Annotated in this window: 19 protein-coding genes; 8 read left to right on the plus strand and 11 right to left on the minus strand. The window is 39.3% G+C overall.

What is annotated here, in order from left to right; genetic code table 11:
• Positions 1–30: 30 nt before the first annotated feature.
• Together B7E04_RS13050 and B7E04_RS13055 are read left to right on the plus strand one after the other, a co-directional pair.
• A complete protein-coding gene (locus B7E04_RS13050; RefSeq protein WP_080779053.1) occupies positions 31–1,155 on the plus strand; it encodes a ferredoxin--NADP reductase in 1,125 nt (374 codons plus the stop codon).
• A gap of 14 nt (positions 1,156–1,169) precedes the next feature.
• Entirely contained in the window at positions 1,170–1,769 is a 600-nt protein-coding gene (locus tag B7E04_RS13055) for a SanA/YdcF family protein (protein ID WP_165439494.1), read from the plus strand.
• On the opposite strand, the gene tamL is transcribed toward B7E04_RS13055, so the two are convergent.
• Positions 1,766–4,396 (minus strand): translocation and assembly module lipoprotein TamL, encoded by a 2,631-nt coding sequence (gene tamL / locus B7E04_RS13060; RefSeq protein ID WP_080779055.1) that lies wholly within the window; start codon positions 4,394–4,396, stop codon positions 1,766–1,768. The genes B7E04_RS13055 and tamL overlap by 4 nt on opposite strands.
• Between tamL and B7E04_RS13065 the strand changes: the two genes are divergently transcribed.
• Complete coding sequence (locus B7E04_RS13065) at positions 4,382–5,107, plus strand: TrmH family RNA methyltransferase (RefSeq protein ID WP_080779056.1); 726 nt, start codon at positions 4,382–4,384, stop codon at positions 5,105–5,107. The genes tamL and B7E04_RS13065 overlap by 15 nt on opposite strands.
• A gap of 116 nt (positions 5,108–5,223) precedes the next feature.
• Here the strand turns inward: B7E04_RS13065 and B7E04_RS13070 are convergent, their stop codons facing one another.
• From B7E04_RS13070 to porQ, 5 genes are all read right to left on the minus strand, one after another.
• The gene (locus B7E04_RS13070; RefSeq protein WP_080779057.1) at positions 5,224–5,721 is read right to left on the minus strand and encodes a phosphoribosyl-ATP pyrophosphatase; all 498 of its coding nucleotides are present in this window, start codon (positions 5,719–5,721) and stop codon (positions 5,224–5,226) included.
• 3 nt (positions 5,722–5,724) lie between these two features.
• The gene (locus B7E04_RS13075) at positions 5,725–6,033 is read right to left on the minus strand and encodes a phage holin family protein (RefSeq protein ID WP_080779058.1); all 309 of its coding nucleotides are present in this window, start codon (positions 6,031–6,033) and stop codon (positions 5,725–5,727) included.
• Positions 6,034–6,111: 78 nt separating this feature from the next.
• Positions 6,112–6,462, minus strand: coding sequence for a YtxH domain-containing protein (locus B7E04_RS13080; protein WP_080779059.1), 351 nt, complete (start codon positions 6,460–6,462; stop codon positions 6,112–6,114).
• 97 nt (positions 6,463–6,559) lie between these two features.
• Positions 6,560–7,234, minus strand: coding sequence for a (d)CMP kinase (cmk, locus tag B7E04_RS13085; protein WP_080779060.1), 675 nt, complete (start codon positions 7,232–7,234; stop codon positions 6,560–6,562).
• A gap of 83 nt (positions 7,235–7,317) precedes the next feature.
• Entirely contained in the window at positions 7,318–8,310 is a 993-nt protein-coding gene (porQ, locus tag B7E04_RS13090) for a type IX secretion system protein PorQ (protein WP_080779061.1), read from the minus strand.
• A 164-nt stretch (positions 8,311–8,474) separates the two neighbouring features.
• On the opposite strand from porQ, the gene pyrH reads away from it, so the two are divergent.
• Positions 8,475–9,182 carry a UMP kinase gene (gene pyrH / locus B7E04_RS13095; RefSeq protein WP_040999212.1) on the plus strand — a complete coding sequence of 236 codons (708 nt, stop codon included), beginning with the start codon at positions 8,475–8,477 and terminating at the stop codon, positions 9,180–9,182.
• A 148-nt stretch (positions 9,183–9,330) separates the two neighbouring features.
• On the plus strand, positions 9,331–9,885 hold the full coding sequence (gene frr, locus B7E04_RS13100; RefSeq protein ID WP_080779062.1) for a ribosome recycling factor: 555 nt from the start codon (positions 9,331–9,333) through the stop codon (positions 9,883–9,885).
• Between the two features lie 50 nt (positions 9,886–9,935).
• Here frr and B7E04_RS13105 read toward each other — a convergent pair whose 3' ends face one another.
• The 5 genes from B7E04_RS13105 to B7E04_RS13125 form a co-directional block, all read right to left on the minus strand.
• Complete coding sequence (locus B7E04_RS13105) at positions 9,936–10,589, minus strand: hypothetical protein (RefSeq protein ID WP_080779063.1); 654 nt, start codon at positions 10,587–10,589, stop codon at positions 9,936–9,938.
• Positions 10,590–10,676: 87 nt separating this feature from the next.
• The gene (locus tag B7E04_RS13110) at positions 10,677–11,468 is read right to left on the minus strand and encodes a hypothetical protein (protein ID WP_080779064.1); all 792 of its coding nucleotides are present in this window, start codon (positions 11,466–11,468) and stop codon (positions 10,677–10,679) included.
• Positions 11,469–11,623: 155 nt separating this feature from the next.
• Positions 11,624–13,078 (minus strand): LptF/LptG family permease, encoded by a 1,455-nt coding sequence (locus B7E04_RS13115; protein WP_080779065.1) that lies wholly within the window; start codon positions 13,076–13,078, stop codon positions 11,624–11,626.
• Between the two features lie 181 nt (positions 13,079–13,259).
• Positions 13,260–13,907, minus strand: a complete 648-nt coding sequence (locus B7E04_RS13120) for an outer membrane lipoprotein periplasmic chaperone LolA1 (protein WP_080780682.1) — start codon at positions 13,905–13,907, stop codon at positions 13,260–13,262.
• Positions 13,908–13,973: 66 nt separating this feature from the next.
• Entirely contained in the window at positions 13,974–16,526 is a 2,553-nt protein-coding gene (locus tag B7E04_RS13125) for an FtsK/SpoIIIE family DNA translocase (RefSeq protein ID WP_080779066.1), read from the minus strand.
• A 222-nt stretch (positions 16,527–16,748) separates the two neighbouring features.
• Here B7E04_RS13125 and B7E04_RS13130 point away from each other — a divergent pair, with 222 nt between their 5' ends.
• The 3 genes from B7E04_RS13130 to ccsA all read left to right on the plus strand — a co-directional run bounded on the left by B7E04_RS13130 (position 16,749) and on the right by ccsA (position 21,594).
• Positions 16,749–17,393, plus strand: coding sequence for a cysteine hydrolase family protein (locus B7E04_RS13130; protein ID WP_080779067.1), 645 nt, complete (start codon positions 16,749–16,751; stop codon positions 17,391–17,393).
• 77 nt (positions 17,394–17,470) lie between these two features.
• The gene (locus B7E04_RS13135; RefSeq protein WP_080779068.1) at positions 17,471–18,052 is read left to right on the plus strand and encodes a Crp/Fnr family transcriptional regulator; all 582 of its coding nucleotides are present in this window, start codon (positions 17,471–17,473) and stop codon (positions 18,050–18,052) included.
• 230 nt (positions 18,053–18,282) lie between these two features.
• Positions 18,283–21,594 (plus strand): cytochrome c biogenesis protein CcsA, encoded by a 3,312-nt coding sequence (gene ccsA / locus B7E04_RS13140; protein WP_080779069.1) that lies wholly within the window; start codon positions 18,283–18,285, stop codon positions 21,592–21,594.
• Positions 21,595–21,773: the final 179 nt, after the last annotated feature.

The following is a 21,773-nucleotide window of genomic DNA, read 5'->3' on the forward strand; positions in this document are numbered from 1 at the left end:
ATTATTTTTTGACTATTTTTGAATTGAAGTATGGAACAACAAATCTATAAAGGGAAACTGATACAGTTTCATCCGTTAAAAATAGCGAAAAAGGAACAACTGACCAAAAATACTTTTTCTCTGGAATTCGAGATTCCCGGGAATTTACAGGAGAATTTTAAGTTTGAAGCCGGGCAGTTTGTCAGCATAAAATTTATGGCTCACGGTCAGGAAGTCATTAACGATTATTCCATGACCTCAGCTCCATATGAAAAAAAAATCAGCCTTGGAATAAAGGTGAATTCTCCCGAAGGAGCCACTTCTGAACTTTTTAAAAATTATAATCCGGGAGACGAGCTCATGGTAGGAGAGCCTTCTGGAAGGTTTACGCTGGTTTCAAAACCGAGTGAATTCAGGACGATTGTGGCTTTTGCAGCGGGAATAGGAATTACCCCGATTCTCAGCCATTTTAAAAACATTCTGCACAATGAGCCGCGCACCAGGCTGTTTCTGTTCTTTGGGAATAAAAACTCAGAAGAGCTTATATACAGAGAGCAGCTGGACAACCTTGCCAGGACCTGCGGCGACAGACTCCAGATTTTTTATTTTTTTTCGAAGGAGAAAACGGCTGACCAGTTTTTCTATGGAAGGCTGGATGCCAAAAAACTGAACCTGATCATTAACCAGATCCTCCATCTGGATGACACGGATGAGGAATCCACCATCTGGGACGCTGTAGATGAAGTACTGATCTGCGGTAAAGGAGAAATGATCAAAACACTCGCCAATGCCTGTTACCATCACGGAATTCCGAAAAAGAACATTCATTTTGAGCTTTTTGAAGAGTACAATGACGATATTTATCCCGTAGAAATAGAATTTCCCCTGATTGAAGACGTAAAGGTGGAATTTAAAATGCTTGGAAAAGACTATGAAACCGTGCTTCCGGATAATAAAGAAAAGATCCTGCAGCAGCTTCTGATCCAGAAATTTCCGGTGCCTTATTCATGTAAATCAGGAATTTGCGGAAGCTGTGAATGCTATCTTGAAGAAGGGGAAGTAGAGCTTCTTGAAAATGAATATCTTACGGAAAAAGAAGAAGCACAGGGGAAAATATTAGCATGTATGTCTATTGTAAAAAGTAAGAAAATAAAGCTTAACTTTGATCTTAGTTGAGAGTTGTCAGGAACATATTTAACTTAGGTTTTGTCTCAGCAGAAATAGGAATTCTGCTGATATGCCTTTGCAATGCCTGGGTTTTCGGGCTTACCAACGGGCGTACCTATACCAAGATCTCAAAAATTCCGCCGCGTGAAATTGCTTTGGTCCTCGGAACTTCCCCAAAGATGAGATCCGGCATGTCTAATCCTTATTTTACCAAAAGAATGGATGCAGCTGCACTCCTGTATCATCACGGAAAAATTAAAAAGATTATTGTAAGTGGCGAAAAAAGCAAAGGCTATAACGAGCCGGCTGCCATGAAAAGTTATCTTGTCAAACAGGAAGGTGTTCCGGAAGATATTATTATTGAAGACCCGAAAGGCTTTAATACCTATAAAAGTATTTTACGCTGTAAAGATGTGTATAAAAAGAAAAATGTGATCATTGTTTCACAGGGGTTCCATAATCTCCGGGCCTTGTTTTTTGCAAGGAACAACAATATGAATGCCCTGGGATTTGATGCCCAGGATGTCTCCAAACCGGAAAGCTACTACAGAAACCAGGCGAGGGAAATCCTCGCCCGGGTGATTGCTGTGGTATATTTTATTCTGGGAATTTCTCCTGATTAAAATGGATATCCGAATGCGATATTCAGGGTAGGTTTGAAAGGCTGGAAATTCTTAAATCTCCATCGGTCGCCATCAGGTTTATTCGGGTCATAGATTTTATAGGCAAGGTCAAGTCTGAACGTGATATAAGCTACATTCACCCTTAATCCCAATCCGCTTCCGATCCCCATCTGTCCTAAAAACTTATTGAATTTAAACTCATCTCCATAGCCTCCGCTTCCATCAGGTTTTCTAAGGCTCCATGTGTTTCCTATATCTGTGAATAAAGCTCCTTCATACATTTCATTAAAAGGAATCCTGTATTCTATATTCGTGGTCAGTTTTACATTGTTTGTCATATAGGTACGCACTCTTTCGTCGATCTGTGAATCTGAAGGCCCTAGTCCTCCAAAGGCTACCCAGGCCCTGATATCATTGGATCCACCGTTGAAATAAGATTTGATCACAGGCATGTCCGTAGAGTTTCCGTAAGGGATACCCACACCGATAAACTGACGTAAGACCAAGGTCTGATTGCCGTTGAACTTAAAATATTTCCTGGTATCGATATCAAATTTCACGAATTGGGCGTAAGGTAGACCGAAAATAGTTCTCTGAGGGTTGGTGACAACACCTCCGGCATCCCTTTTCTGATTGAATATACTTAAAATGTTACCCGCAAGTTCTACTTTTCCGTTAAAATAAAAAGCATTCGGGTAATCTTTTTTACCGATCTCATTATATACAAAATTATAGATCATGGAGGAAATCAGGATATCCTGTGTCTGCCTGTCTTTATTCACCAGCGATCCCATAAATGCCAGCAGGAGATCCTGGCCTTTTTTATCGAGTGTGGTGTAGTAAGGAATGTCTTTCAGGATCATCTCTGAAACATCATCAATACTAAGCTGCCCTGAACGGTATCTGTTCTCAATGCTCGCAATTTCCGGAACCGAGGAATTAGAAGTGTAAGCAAAATAATTAGCGAACATATCGTCCTTTATGACTGCGTCATTGGCAAAATAATCATAATAGGCATCTTTGTTTTTCGTAAGACTGACCTGGGTGTTGAAAAGGGTAAGCCTGTGCGAAACCTGGTCATTCACATTGGCCTGGTAATTCAGGCCGGTATTAAAGTTAACCCTTCCCAAACCGATATTATTCTGTACCGATGCTCCCAGAAGGATAGAAGAAGTAGGGGTGTATCTTTTTGGAAGAAGCTTGTAATAATCAAATGGCAGAAGAAGTCTCGGGAAATTCAGTGAAGCCTGCGCTGAAATCTCGTAAGCAAGTTCTCTTTTATCAATATTTTTTGTACTTCTTATGGACCCAAATGTTCCGGATATGCTCGTAGAAAGGTTTTCCGCTCCCTTAAAGACATTTCTTGTGGTAAGGTCTACAGATGGTGATACCCCAAGATTCAGAAGCTGGGAGTAATTGATATCCGTTCCCAGTTTCAGTTCATATTTCGGAAGAGGTTTCAATACATACAGAACATCAACAATACTGTCATTAGGGGCCATAGTTCCGCCTCTTCTCAGGGAATCCCTGGCCTTGATAATACTGAAGTTATTCATAGCAATAAAATTCCGCTTGGTAAGATCAAGGGCTTTCTGGTCATATACCTTTTTATGGTCTACGATTACGGCTCTCCATAAAGATGATGTTTTATAGCTTTCATCTACCTTATGAAACCTGATTCTTCTTAAGCTGTCTTTAACTGTATTTTTCGGAAAATCGCCAGCTTCGTTCACAATAGCCACATCTATATTTCCTATGGTGGCTACTTTATACCGGTGGTCAGCAGAATCTTTATGGATTTCTAAAGTTAAAGGAACCTGTTTTTTACTTTTCAGGGAGTCTGCAACAAAATATACCTCTTCATTGGTGCTGTTGAATCTGTAATATCCGTTTTCCCGCATCAGCTCGTTGATTCGGGTCACTTCTTTTTCAAGAACGGTCTGATCAAGTCTTTGACCGGATCTGATAAGGCTTTTGTCTAGTTTCTGCCAGTAAAGTCCTTTAACGTAAGGATCGGTGATGTTGTAATAATAATCTTTAATATAGGTGGGTTCATTATGCTTAACGAAATAATTCACCGCCGCTTTCTTGGAAGCAGAATCTATGGCATGCTTAAGATGTACATCTGCGTCCCAGAAACCTCTGTAGATCAATCTTTTTTTAATAGATTCCGTGCTTTTTTCACTTCTGGTCTGATCCAGGATGACAGGAGGTGTTCCCCAGCTGTGAAGCAGACGGTCTAAAAACAAAGTTTTTCCGATACTGCTTTTCATATCGTACTTAATGAAAAGAGAATCTCTCAGTTTCTGATTTCTCATTTCACTTGGGTAGGTCATGTATTCATTTAGTAAAGTATCGTATTTAGGATTGGCCATATTATAGAATCCTAAACTCAATGGCATGAAAAGAAGCTGCTTTTTATTGGGCTTCTGCTGAACGTAATCTTTCAGTTCCTCATCGAAAGATTCTTTTTTGTCTTCAAACTCAAAGTTGTTTTTAGTAAGCAGATATTCACCATCAGGAACTTTTTTAGTTGTACTGCACGCATAAAGGAGACCAACAAATGTTGCAAATGAGATAATTTTATAATATTTTTGAGGAGAATTCTTATAATGCTTACAGCTCATACAATAAAAGTTTTACAGTCTTTAGATAAAAAGAAGTTCAGACAAAAATACAATTTGTTTTTGGTTGAAGGTAATAAAATCATTTGTGAACTTTCTGAATCTAATTTTAAAGTTAAAGAAATATTTTCTACCGATCCGCAAAAATTGGACCGGACTGATGCCCCTGTAATCCAGATCACTGAAAATGAGCTGAGAAAAATCAGTTTCCTGAAAACCCCGAAAGATTCCGTGGCAGTTTGCTATCTTGCTGAAGATGAGAAAATGCAGGATAAAGAAGTTCAGCTGGTGCTTGACGGAATCCAGGACCCGGGAAATCTGGGAACCATTATCCGCCTGGCAGACTGGTTCGGAATAGAGCAGATTATCTGCAGTGAAGACACGGTAGATTTTTATAATCCTAAAGTGATCCAGGCCACAATGGGCTCCTTTACCAGAGTGAATATTGTATATACCAACCTTGTGGAGTATCTTTCTGAAACAGAGAATATCAATATCGGAACAGATATGGAAGGGGAGAACATTTATACTTTTGAAAAACCAGGAAAACTCAATCTGATTTTGGGAAATGAAGGAAACGGCATGAGGCCGGAAACAGAAAAGCTCTTGCAGCAATGCATCACCATCCCTAGATTCGGAAAATCCCAGTCTACAGAAAGCCTGAATGTTTCTATGGCCGCGGGGATTATTCTGGGGCAGCTGTTTTCTAAATAGAAGTTAGAAGTTAGATATTAGAGGTTAGTAATTTCGGTTAATAAAATACTTTTACTTGCAAGAAATGAAAGTTATTTGCACCGGCTCACTAATTTCTAATATCTAACTTCTAGTTTCTAGATTAACTGTTCCATGCTGGAAACACTCTTATTCTTCTGATACACTTCCAGTTTTTTTCTGACGTATTTCAGGGCAATAGGAGCGAGGTAGATCATAGCCGCACCTAGAAGTTTTCTTTTCCAGTTCGGGCTTTTCATGCTCTTTTTGGCATAATTTCCTACTACTGCTGTGATACCCAGTTTGATCAGGCTGTCCGTTACATTACCACCTAGTGCAGTACTTGCAATGCCTACAGCCGTATTTTTATTAATAAAGAGATCTTTTACCTCAGAGGTTAATTGTTTGGCGATAACATCTTTTCGGATCACTACCTTTTCATCACCGTCCTCATCTACCTTTTCCTGCAGATATTGATCTGAAAGACCGTTTGTGAAGGCACTCAGGCTTTCTTTCGTATTTTTAAAAGTAAGAAGATTTTCCAGGTCATTGATCTCGCCTTGAAGCAGCTTTTTCTTTCTTCTTAATTCGTCAATGCTTTCGTACTTTCTACCCATAGTTTAGTGATTTAAAAATTTAATAACCTGGTCTGCCACCATATTGACAATTTTTGTTTTGAAAGAAATAATAAATCCCATGATCACTACATAAAACCCTGCAACAATGAGAAATCCATAGGAAGTATTATCCAGTGCTTTGCCGATAAGAAATGCGATACCAAAATTAAAAAGGATAATAAAAAAAGTAAAAGCAACTAGCAGCACTACAAAGTAGGTAATGAGCCCAGCAGAAAGAGAAGATTTTTCGGTGGCTTCTATTTTCAGAAGATCTATTCTCTTTGATGCATATTCTTTAATAGTCTCTATCATTGTTTTTTTTTAAAGTTACAAAAAAAGGAACTTCTTTCAAAAAGTTCCTTCCCATAATTTACTCAAAAAATAAACTATTTATTTTTTAAGATCATTCAGCTCCGTTTCTACATCCTTTACTACATCTGCAGTTTTGGAAACAATCTGATCTTTATATTTGTCATAACCGTCTTTTACAGTATGAGCTACACTGCTCGCTGTTTCTTTAAAAGTAGAAGAAATATTGCTGTACTGATCTTTCACTCGTTCAGAAACCTCACCATACTTGTTTTTAGCCTGATCTTTTAAATCTTCAGCTTTGTTTTTGATTTTTTTTCTGGTTTCTTTACCTTCTTCAGGAGCATAAAGCATTCCTAAGATTACACCTGCTGCAGCACCTGCAAGAAGTCCTGCCAATATACCTGCTGTATTTTTTCCGTTTTTCGACATTTTACGCTTTTTTAATAGTTAATAAATATTAGTTTTTTTACTGACTTAAAATGTACAATTTGCATACCAAAGGAGGGAATATGCCTATTAAAAATTGTTAAATCTTCTTGATATAGGATAAAATAAGATCAATCGTTTCTTCTTTCGTAAGCGCTGTATTATCGATTACGATGGCATCCTCAGCCTGCTTTAAAGGGGCTATTTCCCTCTCACTGTCGATCTTGTCGCGGTCTATAAGATTTTGTTTTACCTGTTCCCGGTCCGCCTGTATTCCCAATCTTGCCAGTTCAAAATATCTTCTGTTGGTTCTTTCGTCTATACTGGCCGTAAGGAAGAACTTATAGTCCGCATCTGGCAGAACTACTGTCCCTATGTCACGTCCGTCCATAATAATACCGCCTTTTTCTGCCAATGACCGCTGGGAGCTCAGCAGAAAATCTCTTACTTCTTTCTGTTTAGCCACTACACTTACATTGTCCGAAACCTCATTGGTTCGGATTTGCTTGGAAATATCAATATGATTAAGATACAAAACCAGCTCGCCATGATCATTCCTGAATTCAAGCTCTATCTGGTCCAGTGAGGAAAACAGCTTCTGAAGGTCAACCTCATCATTCGCGTCTGTGCAGTTCTGTAATGCGAACCAGGTAACGCCTCTGTAAAGTGCACCGGTATCCAGGTGTATAAGACCCAGTTTATCGGCAATGACCTTAGAGATTGAACTTTTTCCGGTAGACGAGTACCCATCGATAGCTATTACAGGTTTTTTCATACCGCAAATTTCAAGATTTTTTTTAAAAAACCAAGGTTGTACAGAAAAAAATCTACTTTGTTTTACAGATTTTTGTTGGTGAATTATTCTCCCGCGTGGCTGCTAAGGTCCATAGAAACCCCTATCTGATTCACATTGGAAGAATTATGATAACGGATATGAGCATAATCTATACGGAATCTTCTCAGTTTGATTCCAAATCCGCCGGAAAGTCCGGAAAAGTTTCTCTGGTCTGCCACAGCCAGTTCATTTCCTCTTTTTGCATTATATCCGAGCCTGATATTGAACGCTTTTTCCGGGAAGAGTTCTGCTCCCACAGAAAAGTGATCTGCCAGTTTTCTTCCAAAGCCAACTTCCTGACCATTCACATTATATTCCTGTGAAATATCAAACCTCTGAAGATCGTGGGCGGTAATGGTAATGGCCAGAGGAATCGCTTTGAGGATTCTGGTATAACCCAAATCTATCCTGAAGGGAAGATTTTCTGTAGTCCCGTTAAATGATTTCAGCTGGAAACCGAAATTTCTAAGGACCAGGGAAAGGACTTCCTTGTTCTTTTTATTATGATAGGTTACTCCCGCGGTTCCTGAAATTGCAGAAGAGGTATAGGTGTCAATTTTAGAAGTGATGAAATTGATGCCCCCGCCAATCGTCCAGTCTTCTTCAAACTGGTAAGCATAACCGGCGCCAATTGCAACGTCCGAAGCTTTGAACTCTCCGTTTTCATAGCCGCTTTCGTCGGTTCTGGGAATACTTCCGTAGCTCATATACCTGGCATTGATGGTAGCCATGTGCCCGTTGTCGAAATCTCTGGCATAGGCTATGGTACCGTATTTGGAATCTGCAAGGTAAGTTGCGGCGTTCACTGAGAGCTGTTTGTCTGAATCTCTATTTAAAAGGGCCGGGTTTGCAATAGCAAAGGAAACATCATGATCTCTGATGGAAATTGCATCGCCGCCTAAAGCAGCCTGCCGGGCAGATACAGGGATGTTTAAGAAAGGATAAACATTTGTTCCTATTTGAGCATAAGAAACAATTCCTGTCAGAAATAATGAAAAAATGACAATTTTCTTCAATTCAATTTATAATTAATGCAAAAATAATCCTTTTTCGTACTTATCAAAATATTTCTGACATTATTTCTGCGTAAATATTTTTCTTTTTTCAATATTTTTAATGATTATATTTGCAAAATCAAATTTCGGAGAAACAGCTCCGGTAAGTTTATTAAAAAATAAAGATGAAATACAAAAGAATCCTTCTGAAACTAAGTGGCGAGGCCTTAATGGGGAACAGACAATATGGTATAGACAATGAAAGACTGCAGGAATATGCTGCTGAGATCAAAAAAGTAGTAGAAAAAGGCTGTGAGGTAGCGATTGTCATTGGAGGAGGAAACATTTTCCGCGGAGTCGCAGGTGCTGCGAAAGGAATGGACAGAGTGCAGGGAGATTATATGGGAATGCTGGCCACTGTAATCAACGGGATGGCTCTTCAGGGAGCACTGGAAGATGCGGGAATCAAAACGAGACTTCAGTCTGCAATCGAAATGGATAAAGTAGCGGAGCCTTTCATCAAAAGAAGAGCCGTAAGACACCTTGAAAAAGGAAGAGTAGTGATCTTCGGGGCAGGAACAGGAAATCCATATTTTACAACGGATACAGCTGCTACCTTAAGAGCTATAGAAATTGGTGCAGATGTAATTCTGAAAGGGACAAGAGTAGACGGAATCTACGACAGCGATCCTGAAAAAAATGCAGATGCCGTAAAATACAATTCCCTGTCATTCGACGAGGTGTATGCTAAAAACCTTAAAGTAATGGATATGACCGCCTTCACTTTAAGCCACGAAAATAAACTGCCTATCATTGTATTCGATATGAATAAGGATGGGAATCTGGAGAAAATTGTAGATGGAGAGAATGTAGGAACTTTGGTTGATTTGTAATCAGGTAGGAGGATGATTGAAGATTTAAATATTTAATGATTTAAAAATTAAAAGATTTAGAGATTTAGAGATTACTCATTGCTTATTACTCATTACTTATTGATCATCATTTATAAAAATGTGTAATTTATCAAATTTTAACTATATAATGGAAGAATTAGATCTTATATTAGAATCTGTAAAACAGGACATGGATGCGGCTGTGAAGCACCTGGATCATGCGTTTCAAAGAATCAGGGCAGGACGTGCTTCTACCTCAATGGTTCAGGATGTAATGGTAGAATATTACGGAGCTCCAACTCCTATTAACCAGGTTGCGAATGTTTCTGTACCGGATGCCATGACCATTTCTATTCAACCTTGGGACAGAACAGCGATCGGCCCCATTGAAAAAGCAATTATCAATTCAAATTTAGGGTTTGCACCATCTAATAACGGTGAAAACATTATCCTGAATGTTCCGCCTTTAACAGAGGAAAGAAGAAGAGAACTGGCAAAACAGGCCAAAGTAGAGACTGAAGGAACCAAAGTAACGATTAGAAACGCAAGACAGGACGGGTTGAAAGAACTTAAAAAACTTGACGGAGTTTCTGAAGACGTTGTAAAAGGGGTGGAAGAAGAAATCCAGGGATATACTGACAAATATGTAAAAATTTGTGAAGATCATCTTAAGACGAAGGAAGCTGAAATTATGAAAGTGTAATTTCAGAGTTTAAAATAAAAAAGAGGTTTCCTATGAAGCCTCTTTTGTTTTTACAGACACTGTATTTCTCCTTTTTGGTCTTTGTGTTTCAATAAAGACTGATAGGTTTTAAGGACTTCATCCACGCTGCATTTGATTTCCTTACCGGCAGTCTGATCTGCAACATTTTTTTGTTTGTTATCTGACCGTATGCTGTATTGTTTCTGAAGGCATTTCAATGGCTTGTCATTTTGCAGATAGATGCGTGTTTCTGTGATGTCATCTTTTGTGATGGGCTTTTCCGGAGTTCCGCCGTCAAAATTCCAGACTGTTTCTTCCCTGAAGATAAAAAATGGTTTTCCGTTTTTAATAAAATACCGTTCGGATGCTGAAAAATGACTGTGTTCCGCATAGAAATGCTCAATCACTTTAATTTCATCTTTATCAGAATAGAATTTCACTTCTCCCGAAGGTTCTTCATTACAATTGTAGGTAAAGCCCTTGGAGCCTAATTTTTTAGCTTCCAGCTGTCCCTGGAGAACCGCATATTCTTTTTTTATCTCTTCTATAGGATCTGAAATATTTTCAATCTGCTCAGCTTGAGTCGTATCTTTTGTTACCGCAAGGCTGTCGTTTGAAACAGGTTCCGGCAGTACCGTTTTATTCTGATCCTTTTTGCATGAAAAGGAAAGGAGGAGGATGGCGGTAAAGAATATCGTTTTCATAAAGTAATTTTGATTTGATGGTTAATAAAAGTACGAAAAATCATTTCCATAAAAAAAGACTTTCGAATGGAAAGCCTTTTGTTTATTTTATTTACAGTTTTCGTTGTAATCAGTAATTACTTCCTCTACAATTTCAGGAACGTTTGACATTACATCATCAATCTGGCTTTTGATCAGTTTTCCAAGTCCTGATCTTTTCTTCTCATCGTTTTTAAGAGATGCATAAGAGCCACTGGTCAGCTTGCCTTTTGCATAGCTGCAGTCTGCAATGATCATTTTAGCTTTAGCCAGGGTAAGTTCCTCTATCTTGCCTCCTTTTTTAGAGTAAATATAAGATGGAAATTGTCTCATTCTTTCGGTTTCCTTTTCGGCTACAGCAATCTGGCCGCCTGCAGAAAACGTAGTAGGGTAGCCGTAGAGTTTGTATACTTTGATTTTACCGTCTTTAACCACTTCTGCAAACTGGGTGCTTTTAGTAAGGTTGTTGAAGGCTTTAAGGTTTCCGCTTAACCCTCCGGTTGCCGTATTGAAGCCTTCTTTGGTATTGGTATACTTAATCATTTCGAAATGTCTTTCATCATTGTTTTCATCAAAGGCTACGTATTCTTTAATGTCGTCCGTATCCAGGGTTTTAAACTTCTGTTTCTTTTTAGATTTGTCAATATCAGACACGGCCACGAATTTCACCTTTTTCTGGTTGCTCCACGGGTTCATGGCATCTCCGTTCAATCTTACGATTCCTTCGGTCTTTTTGCCGCTTTTGTCAATGATGTAGCCATATTTTTCATCCGCTCTCAATTCATAATCCGTATTGTCTTCCTGGGCATAAGCATTGAATGACGTTAATGCAAACAGGCTAAGTAGTAGTACTTTCTTCATGTAATTATCGTTTTTAACAATTTTGCGTAAATATAGCTTTTTATCACCGGGTACCAAATGAAATAAATACCACAGGCCTCAATAAAAAAGACCCGGAATTCCGGGCCAGTATAATTTTAAATAATTAAATTCTTAAATCTTTAAATAAATCAATGTTATTGATACCTTTTATGCTCTTTATTTTTTGAGAACCTTCTGGTAATTGGTTTAAAGAATGCTTTATATTTTTCTGCATCAAATAGCTGGGAATCGGTAAGTGCCTTATAAGTCATCCAAACCCCGAAAGGCAGAAGGATAAGATTGGGAAGCCACGCTGCAAGGTATGGACTCATTCCGCCACCCCATGCGATGTTCTCAATACCAAGGTTCATTACATAGAAAACAATGAAAATCACAATGGCAATGATTACCGGAAGTCCCATTCCCCCTTTTCTGATGATAGATCCCAAACTCGCTCCGATCAGGAAAAAGATAATACACGTTACGGAATAAGAGATAATCCTTTGCTGGTAGATCACCACTTTGCTGAAATATTTTATATTGGAACTGAATTCAGCTTTTTTACCTTCACTGGTTGTTTTCAGGTTTTCCAGTCTGTTGTAGGCATTAAAAATAATCTGCATCTTCTTTTCGCCCTTTACGGTATCCAGTTTCACCTGCTCTTTTGGAACTGCCTTGGACTTGCTTTTGTCCATATAGGTGATCACCGAATTGGTCTGGCTCAGGACATCGTCACTGATATTGGAAAAAAATGTTTTATTCTCAGTCTTGTTTTTGGCAACCGTTGCGTTGAGCTGTCCATAGGTCTGGAACCGGTAGTCATCGGTGATCTGCTCTTTCTCAATCGCTTTATTGATGATCTCACTGATGTCAAAGTGGGAAACCAGCGTATCAAATTTAATGGCCTGATCCGGTTGTTTAAGCCTTACATTTTCACCTTTTCCTGCAAAATTATCTTCAAATACATACCCGTTATACAGTTCCAGCTTCAGAAAGTTTTTGTTGGCTGCAGGAACAAATTTTCCTTTTTCCGCTACAATAGACTGCTGGTTTTCATAAGTGCTGGCTTTTCTGTGGACAAAAACGCCTTCAATACTTTCTCCGTTTTCACCATAGATTTTGTCGAATTTCACCATGTATCCGGGGATCTGGTCAATAAACTGTCCGGGTGTAAAGTTAAGGGCCGGCTTGGTCTGCGCAATATTGAAAAGCATGTTCTTCGCTTTCTTCTGGAAATCAGGAATGATATTGTTGGAGAAAAAGAACAGCATGACTGCCAGCACGGTAGCTACTCCCATCAGAGGGGCCATTACCCTGGTCAGGGAAATCCCTGCTGCTTTCATCGCCGCAAGCTCATACCGCTCCCCGAATTCACCGAAAGACATAATACTTGCCAGAAGGATCGTAAGCGGAAGCACCATACTGATTACACTCACCCCAAGATAAAACAGAAGCTTGAGGATCTGCCAGTAGCTTAATCCTTTTCCCATGAACTGCCCCAGCTGAACCCAGATAATGTTTACAATAAAGATGAAAAACAAAACGCTGAATATAAAGAAAAACGGTCCAAAGAAGGTTTTTATAATATATCGGTCTAGTATTTTTAACATGCGCCAAAATTAATGAAAAAGCCACAAAGTTTACTTGTGGCTCTGTAATTTTTATTACTTTTTATTTGAGGGCGAAATTGCGAAAAGGCTAAATGGCAAAAAGGCGAAGAAAGCTGAGAAAGCTTGTAAACGAATCTGCAAATTTGCCTTTTCGCCATTTTGCCCTTTAGCCTTTTTCTAATTACAATTCCGTGATCACGTAATTCTTAAATTTATTCTTATCGAAAACAAACATATTGGCATCCAGCTCCTGGTTTTCCTTGTATTCTTTTATGGCAATTACGGCAACGTCCTTATTGTTTCCGTGCTGCTCAAGTTTTACCATTTGTTTCTTTGCAGAATCTACAAAAAGATAAACGTATTTTATCCCGTTGGATTTTACAGGAGTTAACTTGATAAAATCGGCATTGACTCCATTCACACTCTTCTTACCATTATAGGTTACATTATAATCGTTTCTATAGGTGGTAAGGTAGTTGATAGGGGAGAACATGCTGCTGCTTCCGTTAGGCTTTGCAATGGTCACTTCCATATCATCTGCGTTGATGTTGTAAATCTTGCTTCCGTCAAAGATCTGTTCCGTATCCATGATTTTAAGCTTATATTTATCACCGGCAGAATAGTAAATTCCGGGTTCTGTCTTGGTTACCTGTCCGTTTACGCCGGTTCCGAAAGAAAACTTGAAATAAGAATTCTTTTTGGAATTGTAGTTGGCTGTAATATCGTCAAGGATTTTTTTCGCTTTTGCATCAATTTTCTGTGCCTCTGCCAATCCTACCGCACCTACTACAAAACTTCCGACTATGATTTTTGAAATTAAATTTTTCATTTTTCTATTGAATAAACTTTTATACATTCTTATGCCTCAGGGGTTAACTGATGAAGCATTTTTCCCTTAATTACGCAGATCTTCCAAAAACTGTTCCAAAGAATGAAGGTCACTGATAATCACCTCTCTTGCTTTTGCACCGTTGAATCCTCCTACAATACCCGTGGCTTCCAGCTGGTCCATGATTCTTCCTGCCCTGTTGTAACCCAGTTTCAGCTGTCTCTGAAGCATGGATGTCGATCCCTGCTGAGTAGAAACAATGATTCTTGCAGCTTCTTCAAATAAAGCATCCTTTTCATTCGGGTCGAAAGCTCCCACACTGCTTGAGGAATCTTCAGATACAAATTCCGGAAGAAGGAATGCTGAAGCATAACCTTTCTGCTCACCAATATATTCTGCAAGTCTTTCCACTTCAGGGGTATCTACGAATGCACACTGAAGTCTTAAGATCTCATTCCCGTTGAAATAAAGCATATCTCCTTTACCAATCAGCTGATCTGCTCCCGGTGAGTCAAGAATGGTTCTTGAATCCACACTTGAGATTACCCTGAAGGCTGCCCTTGCCGGGAAGTTAGCTTTGATCATACCGGTAATTACGTTTACGGATGGTCTCTGGGTAGCAACAATTAAATGAATTCCTACGGCTCTTGCAAGCTGTGCCAGTCTGGCAATCGGAAGTTCAACCTCTTTTCCAGCGGTCATGATAAGGTCTGCAAATTCGTCTACTACCAGAACAATATAAGGTAAGAAACGGTGTCCGTTTTCAGGATTTAGTTTTCTTTCCGAGAACTTTTTATTATATTCCTTTAAATTTTTACAGAATGCATTTTTAAGAAGGTCATACCTTGTATCCATTTCTATACAAAGGGAATTCAGGGTATTGATCACTTTATTGGTATCTGTGATAATGGCTTCATCAGCATCCGGAAGTTTAGCCAGATAATGTCTTTCAATTTTTGAATATAATGAAAGTTCCACTTTTTTAGGATCCACCATGACGAATTTCAGTTCGCTCGGGTGTTTTTTATAAAGAAGGGAAGTAAGGATCGCATTAATCCCTACAGATTTACCCTGGCCGGTAGCACCTGCCATCAGTAAGTGTGGCATTTTGGCCAGGTCCGCCATGAATACCTCGTTGGAAATCGTTTTTCCGAAAACCACCGGAAGGTCCATATCCGTATTCTGGAATTTATGGGAAGCAATCACGGAGCGCATGGAAACCATAGTCGGGTTTTTCCTTGGAACCTCAATACCAATCGTTCCTTTTCCGGGCATCGGTGCAATAATCCTGATCCCTAGAGCGGAAAGATTCAATGCAATATCATCCTGCAGCTTTTTAATAGCAGATACTCTGATTCCCGCTTCAGGAACAATTTCATATAAAGTAACCGTTGGCCCGATCGTAGCCTTGATCTCGGAAATACCAACGTTGAAGTTCTTTAAAAGTCCTACAATTTTATTTTTGTTTTCCTCCAGTTCTTCTTTATTGATGGAGATTTCTTCACTTCCGTAATCCTTCAGCAGTTCTACAGTCGGCATCTGGAAACCGGCAAGATCAAGCTTGTGATCATACAGTCCGTGTTTTTCTACCAGCTCCTGGGATTTTCTGTCTGAATCATCAAGGATATCAATTACCGGGGCTACTTCAACATTAAATTTAATATTATCCTGAGCTGATGATGGCGGTGTAACCGGAGGTATGGGAGTAACAGCCGGACTTACAGGAGTTATGTCAAAAGCCTGTTCAGGCGTAGAGGTAGGGAAGGACGGTTTGGTATTCAGGTTTAAGCTGACCGGTTTTTCTTCCTCTTCTTCAAAAGAAGTCTGGTTAGGTGTAACGATCGTTTCAAGGTCTGTTACAGGCTGAACTTCCGGAAATCCTTTCGGAACGCTTACCGGTTGCTGTTCTTTTGGTTTTGGTTTGTCATTAACGTCGGTAACCGTAATATTCGGGTTTTCATTGATCTCCTCTTCCAGTTCCGTATCCGCCTCAAAGTTTTCTTCTGAACTCGGCATCATAGATTTTACTTTGCCAATGGTGTTCTCATTGATCTTGTCCAGTTTAGACTTAATAGAGCTCGGACGAAGATTGAATTCCAGAATAAAATATAACAGAATGCTTGCAGCCAATACTACCCAAAGACCTACCGGTCCGATGATGGCATTCAGATAATCCATGATCTGATAGCCGTATACACCTCCCAGAACCCCTTGTCCTTTGGTCACTGCACCCATAAAAATAGGAAGCCAGCAGATGAAAAACAGAGAGTGCCCGATGGTTTTCCATGGCTTAAATGTTCTTTTTTTAAGGATAAGGGTTCCCACAACCAGAAATAAGAAGGCAATAATAAATGAGGCAATTCCTATACTTTCGAATATAAAAATATTCCCCAGCCAGTCACCGACTTTCCCAAAAATATTGGAAGATTTAATCGTCTTGTCGGTCATAGTACCTGCCTGGCTCTGGTCTGCTTTCCAGTTCATCAGATAAGAAATGAAGGAAAATGCCAGAACGACAGAAAAAAGTATAAAAGTAAGCCCGAAAAATATACGTGGCTTAGATAAGATTTTGCCTTTATCAGGCGATTCCGTCGGTTTTGTCTGTGTCTTTTTATCCATAATATCAATGTGGGCAAATTTAATGTTTTTTCAACATTAATAGAATCTTTTTTTGTTCAAAAGATAGCGTAATTTAGGGTTATTTTTTAAAATTACCTCGTCTTTTATTTGTTAATTTTTCACTAAAATGCAATAATAATGTTTGTTTTTTGAACTAGTTCAAATGCTGGTTATAACAGCTCCGCTAATTTTGTTCCATAAATTTTAAAAATGTAAAAAAAAATGAAAAATGTATTCAGGAACACATTGGCATTATGTCTTGCTTTATTTTCAGTATTAACCATCAATGCACAACAAAAAAGAACCATGGAAAACGCAGCATTATTAATTATCGACGTTCAGAATGATTACTTTCCGGGAGGAAAAATGGAACTGGCCGGGGCCGAAGCAGCCGGCAGCAATACCCAAAAGATTCTGGACTATTTCAGAAAGAACAGCCTTCCTGTAATTCATATCAGGCATATTGCCGTGAATGAAGGCGCAGATTTTTTTCTTCCGGATACTTCCGGTTCTGAAATTCATCCCCGGGTCTCTCCAAAGGGGAATGAAAAAGTAATTATAAAACATTTCCCCAACAGCTTCCGGGAAACGGATTTACTGGATTATCTTCAGAAAAACGGTATCAAAAATCTTGTTATTACAGGAATGATGACGGATGTTTGTGTAGATGCCACTACAAGAGCAGCTTTTGACCTTGGATTCAGCAATTCTGTTATTGGAGACGCTACCGCAACACGGGACAGAGATTTGAACGGTCAGGTGGTAAAAGCAGCAGAAGTGCAGAAATCATTTCTGGCGGGCATATCGGCACTGGGAGGCTTGTATACGAAGGTGGTAAACACCAGAGATTTCCTGGCCGGACAATAGATTTCATTTCATAACACGAATCATAAGGATATCCGTATTTTGGGTATCTTTATGTCTTATAAATACAATCCTGAGTCATGTTTAACATTCTTCGTAACAGCATAAGCAGATATATTGAACTTTCAGATGTTGAATTTGAGCAGTTTACCAGGCCTTTCCGGCTTGAGACATTTAAAAGAAAAGACAGGGTCCTCACTGAAGGGGAGTACTGCAATTTTGAAGGTTTTGTAGTGAATGGCTGTTTCAAAGTATACTATCTGAATGAAAACGGGCAGGAACAGACCCTCTATTTTGCTCTGGAAGGCTGGTGGATCACCGATATCGACAGCCTGATCAATCATGTGCCAAGCATCCTGAATATAGAAGCCCTTGAGGACAGTGAAGCTTTGATGATCTCAAAAAGTGATAAGGAAGAACTGTATAAAACCCTACCACAGATAGAAAAGCTTTTCAGAATGATGAACCAGCAGTCCTCGGTGGCTTTGCAGAGAAGGATACTTTCATTAACCGGAAAAACAGCGGATAAGCGTTATCTGGAGTTTCTGGAAAAATATCCGGGACTTGAACAAAAGCTCACCCAGCAGCAGATTGCTTCTTATCTGGGAATTACCCATGAGTTTTTAAGCAAAATCAGGAAAAAGACTTCTCTGGAGAAGTGATAAATACCGTATAATGATACAGTTTAAAGGATAGAGGCACTCGATCATGAATATAGGCATATTGAATCCGGAATTCCGGGATTTTAAAAATTGAATTTTTCCTAATAAAATTCCCCTTATTAAGAACGGTTCAAAATAACCGAAATAGGCCTTAAAATGACAAAAAACAGCTTTTTTTAGCCTCTTTGTAGTTTATCATCCTTATTTTTGCATGTCAAGTAAAATAAATCATGAAGAAGCTCCAAGAAATTCTTATCTCAACCAGAACAATGGCTGTGCTGTTACTGGTGTATGCATTTGCGATGGCCTATGCAACGTTCTTAGAAAACGACTACGGAACTCCTACAGCCAAAGCCTTAATTTATGAAGCAAAATGGTTTGAATTAATCATGTTTCTGCTTATTCTTAATTTCGTGGGAAATATCGGAAGATACAGACTGTGGAAAAGAGAAAAATGGCCTGTTCTGGTATTTCACCTTGCCTTTATCTTTATTTTTATTGGAGGGGCTATCACAAGATATATCAGTTTTGAAGGCACCATGCACATCAGGGAGGGGGAAACTTCCAATGAAATTATAACGGATAAGAATTTCTTTAAGATCCAGATTGAGGAAAAAGGAGATGTTCTTAACTATCAGGATGTTCCTTATCTGATGTCTCCCTTGCATAAAGATTTTAATGCCACTTATGACTTCCATGGAAAAGAAGTGAAGGTTTTTGCCAAAGACTATATCCAGAGAAAAAAAGACAGTCTGATTGCTGAGCCCAACGGCGCAGAATACCTGCATTTGGTTTCTACGGGAACTACCGGAAGACAGAATATTTACATCAAACCGGGGGAAACAAAGTCAATCAACGGAACTTTAGTAACATTCAACAGAGCAATTGAAGGTGCCGTTGAATTTAAAAAAGAAGACGGAAAATTATTCATTAAAACTCCTGTGGATGCGGCTTTTATGACCATGGCAACACAGGCTACAGGAAGCACCAAAAAGGATGAATTCCAGCCTTTAGTCCTGAGAAGTTTATATACGATCAACGAATTGAAACTGGTTGTTCCTGAGGGACTTAAAAAAGGAAGACTGATGGCTTTCGAAGGCGACAAAAAGAAAGACGCCATGGTGCCGGATGTATTGAGAGTAGAGCTTCAGGGCCCGAAAACAAAACAAATGGTAGATCTTTCCGTAGAAAAAGGAAACCCGAATGCCTTTAAACAGGTAACGATGGACGGGCTGAATATTATGGTAGGTTTCGGACCTAAAGTATACAATACCCCTTTCGCACTGAAACTTGATGATTTCGTAATGGAAACCTATCCGGGAAGTTCATCTCCGAGTGCATACGAGAGCCACGTAAAAATCATTGACGAAGGTAAAGAAACCCCTTATAAAATTTATATGAACCACGTTCTGAACCATAAAGGATACCGTTTCTTCCAGTCCAGCTTTGATCCGGACAGAATGGGAACTGTACTTTCCGTGAACCATGATTTCTGGGGAACCCTTATTTCTTATATCGGATACGGACTTTTATTCTTAGGCATGTTTGTGATCTTCTTCTGGAAAGGAACGCACTTCTGGAAACTGAATAAAATGCTGACGGACGTTAATAAAAAGAAAGCAGCTGCAGTTCTTTTAGTGATGCTGAGTTTAGGCTTAAATGCACAAAAAATAGAAACTCACGGAACAACCGACGGAAGCAGAGAGCATATTCATGTGGAAGGAGACAATCATTCCCACACTCCGGCTCCAGGCGCCCAGCCACTTGATGGTGCTGCTCCGAAACAGAATTCATTGGCGGCTCCGCTGAGCAGAATGAAATCGATCTCTCCCGATGAAATCATTGCGAGAAACAGGATCAGCAAAGAGCACGCAGACAAATTCGGGTATCTTCTGGTACAGAATTTTGATGGTAGGATTGTTCCTATTAACACAGAAGCACTTGATGTTTTAAGAAAGCTGTATAAAAAAGATAGTTTTACTGAGGATGCCAGCCCCTGGAAAAAATTCTTGGCCAAACTGGGTCTTGCAGAAATAAAAACAATGAATGCCAATCAATGGTTTCTTTCAGTCAATACAGATACGCCAAGCTGGACCATGGTTCCCATGATCAAAGTAGGGACAAAAGGGGGAGATGAATTAAAAAATAAAACAAAAGCCAATGAGGAAGGCTATACGTCACTGATGAATCTTTTCCCTGCAGATGCTAACGGAAATTTATCATATATCCTCGAGCAAGACTACAACATTGCATTCCGTAAAAAGCCTTCTGAGCAGACCAATTATGATAAAGAAGTAATTTCTGTAAATGAAAGAGTACAGATCTTTAACGAATTCTTCAGCGGTCAGTTTATGAGAATTGTTCCGGTGAAAAATGATGCTAACCACACATGGCACTCATGGCTTGACCAGAAATTCGAGCCGGATATGGAATCACAGCAGGTAATGGGACCTTATTTTGCAGAAGCACTTACCGCTCAGAAAACAGGAAACTGGAGCAAAGCAGATGCTGAACTGGCAAAACTGTCAGAATACCAGCAGAAATGGGGGAAAGCAGTAGTTCCTGCAAAATCCAAAGTAGATCTTGAAGTGTTCATGAACACCATGAACATTAACTTCAAACTATTGATTTTCTATACTATAATTGGAGGACTTCTTCTGATCTTAGGGTTTGTGGAATTATTCAAATCCAATAAGCTTTTAAATAAAATCATTAAAATAATCATTGCTGTTGGTCTGGTAGGATATTTATGTCATTTCCTGGGCCTTGTAGCAAGATGGTATATTTCAGGACATGCACCATGGAGTAACGGATATGAAGCCATTATCTTTATCTCATGGGTGGGTATCACTGCAGGGCTTCTCCTGTACAGAAATGCCAATGCATTGATTCCTGCTGCCGGATTTATGGTTGCGGTTATTATGATGGGATTTGCGCATGGAGGTTCAGCCCTTGATCCGCAGATTACACCGCTGGTTCCGGTATTGAAATCCTACTGGCTGATTGTTCACGTAGCGATTATTACTTCCAGTTACGGATTCTTCGCCCTCTCGATGATCATTGCAGTGATCTCTCTGGTGTTCTTTATCATTGCGAACAAAGATGCTTACAAGCTTCATCATGATACCACTTTGAAAGAATTGGCTATTGTTTCTGAAATGTCATTAACCATTGGGTTGTTTGCTTTAACCGTTGGAAACTTCTTAGGAGGAATCTGGGCGAATGAATCGTGGGGTAGATACTGGAGCTGGGATCCAAAAGAAACCTGGGCTTTCATTTCTATCATGGTATATGCTTTCGTCCTTCACATGAGATTGGTTCCGGGATTAAGAAGCAGATGGGCATTCCATGTAGCAACAATGTTTGCATTCTGTTCTATGGTAATGACGTATTTCGGGGTGAATTACTACCTGAGTGGACTTCACTCTTATGCAGCAGGAGATCCGGTTCCGGTTCCGGCATGGGTATACATCGGATTGGGAACTATGATTCTTTTATCAGCCGTTTCATACTTTAAGTTTAAAACATTGAATAAAAAATAAAACTTATATCTATAATAATTAAAATCCCGGAATTTTTTCCGGGATTTTTTTATGATCTGGAATTCAAGATTCGGGGTACTGGTTGTGGTTTGCGACAATCTAAAATCTAACTTCTAACCTCTAATTTCTTAAATCAAAAAAACTCATCACTAATCACTCATAATTCCAAACTTATTTAT

Source organism: Chryseobacterium phocaeense, from assembly GCF_900169075.1.
Classification (GTDB): Bacteria; Bacteroidota; Bacteroidia; order Flavobacteriales; family Weeksellaceae; genus Chryseobacterium; species Chryseobacterium phocaeense.

What these genes read in the sequence shown, in the direction of transcription:
- B7E04_RS13075 (WP_080779058.1), bottom strand. Translation starts at nt 6,033, where the DNA reads ATGATAGAGACTATTAAAGAATATGCATCAAAGAGAATAGATCTTCTG.
- cmk (WP_080779060.1), bottom strand. Translation starts at nt 7,234, where the DNA reads ATGAAAAAACCTGTAATAGCTATCGATGGGTACTCGTCTACCGGAAAA.
- frr (WP_080779062.1), top strand. Translation starts at nt 9,331, where the DNA reads ATGGAAGAATTAGATCTTATATTAGAATCTGTAAAACAGGACATGGAT.
- B7E04_RS13115 (WP_080779065.1), bottom strand. Translation starts at nt 13,078, where the DNA reads ATGTTAAAAATACTAGACCGATATATTATAAAAACCTTCTTTGGACCG.
- B7E04_RS13070 (WP_080779057.1), bottom strand. Translation starts at nt 5,721, where the DNA reads ATGGGTAGAAAGTACGAAAGCATTGACGAATTAAGAAGAAAGAAAAAG.
- B7E04_RS13125 (WP_080779066.1), bottom strand. Translation starts at nt 16,526, where the DNA reads ATGGATAAAAAGACACAGACAAAACCGACGGAATCGCCTGATAAAGGC.
- B7E04_RS13080 (WP_080779059.1), bottom strand. Translation starts at nt 6,462, where the DNA reads ATGTCGAAAAACGGAAAAAATACAGCAGGTATATTGGCAGGACTTCTT.
- ccsA (WP_080779069.1), top strand. Translation starts at nt 18,283, where the DNA reads ATGAAGAAGCTCCAAGAAATTCTTATCTCAACCAGAACAATGGCTGTG.
- tamL (WP_080779055.1), bottom strand. Translation starts at nt 4,396, where the DNA reads ATGAGCTGTAAGCATTATAAGAATTCTCCTCAAAAATATTATAAAATT.
- B7E04_RS13050 (WP_080779053.1), top strand. Translation starts at nt 31, where the DNA reads ATGGAACAACAAATCTATAAAGGGAAACTGATACAGTTTCATCCGTTA.
- B7E04_RS13065 (WP_080779056.1), top strand. Translation starts at nt 4,382, where the DNA reads ATGCTTACAGCTCATACAATAAAAGTTTTACAGTCTTTAGATAAAAAG.
- B7E04_RS13135 (WP_080779068.1), top strand. Translation starts at nt 17,471, where the DNA reads ATGTTTAACATTCTTCGTAACAGCATAAGCAGATATATTGAACTTTCA.
- B7E04_RS13105 (WP_080779063.1), bottom strand. Translation starts at nt 10,589, where the DNA reads ATGAAAACGATATTCTTTACCGCCATCCTCCTCCTTTCCTTTTCATGC.
- B7E04_RS13120 (WP_080780682.1), bottom strand. Translation starts at nt 13,907, where the DNA reads ATGAAAAATTTAATTTCAAAAATCATAGTCGGAAGTTTTGTAGTAGGT.
- B7E04_RS13130 (WP_080779067.1), top strand. Translation starts at nt 16,749, where the DNA reads ATGAAAAATGTATTCAGGAACACATTGGCATTATGTCTTGCTTTATTT.
- pyrH (WP_040999212.1), top strand. Translation starts at nt 8,475, where the DNA reads ATGAAATACAAAAGAATCCTTCTGAAACTAAGTGGCGAGGCCTTAATG.
- B7E04_RS13110 (WP_080779064.1), bottom strand. Translation starts at nt 11,468, where the DNA reads ATGAAGAAAGTACTACTACTTAGCCTGTTTGCATTAACGTCATTCAAT.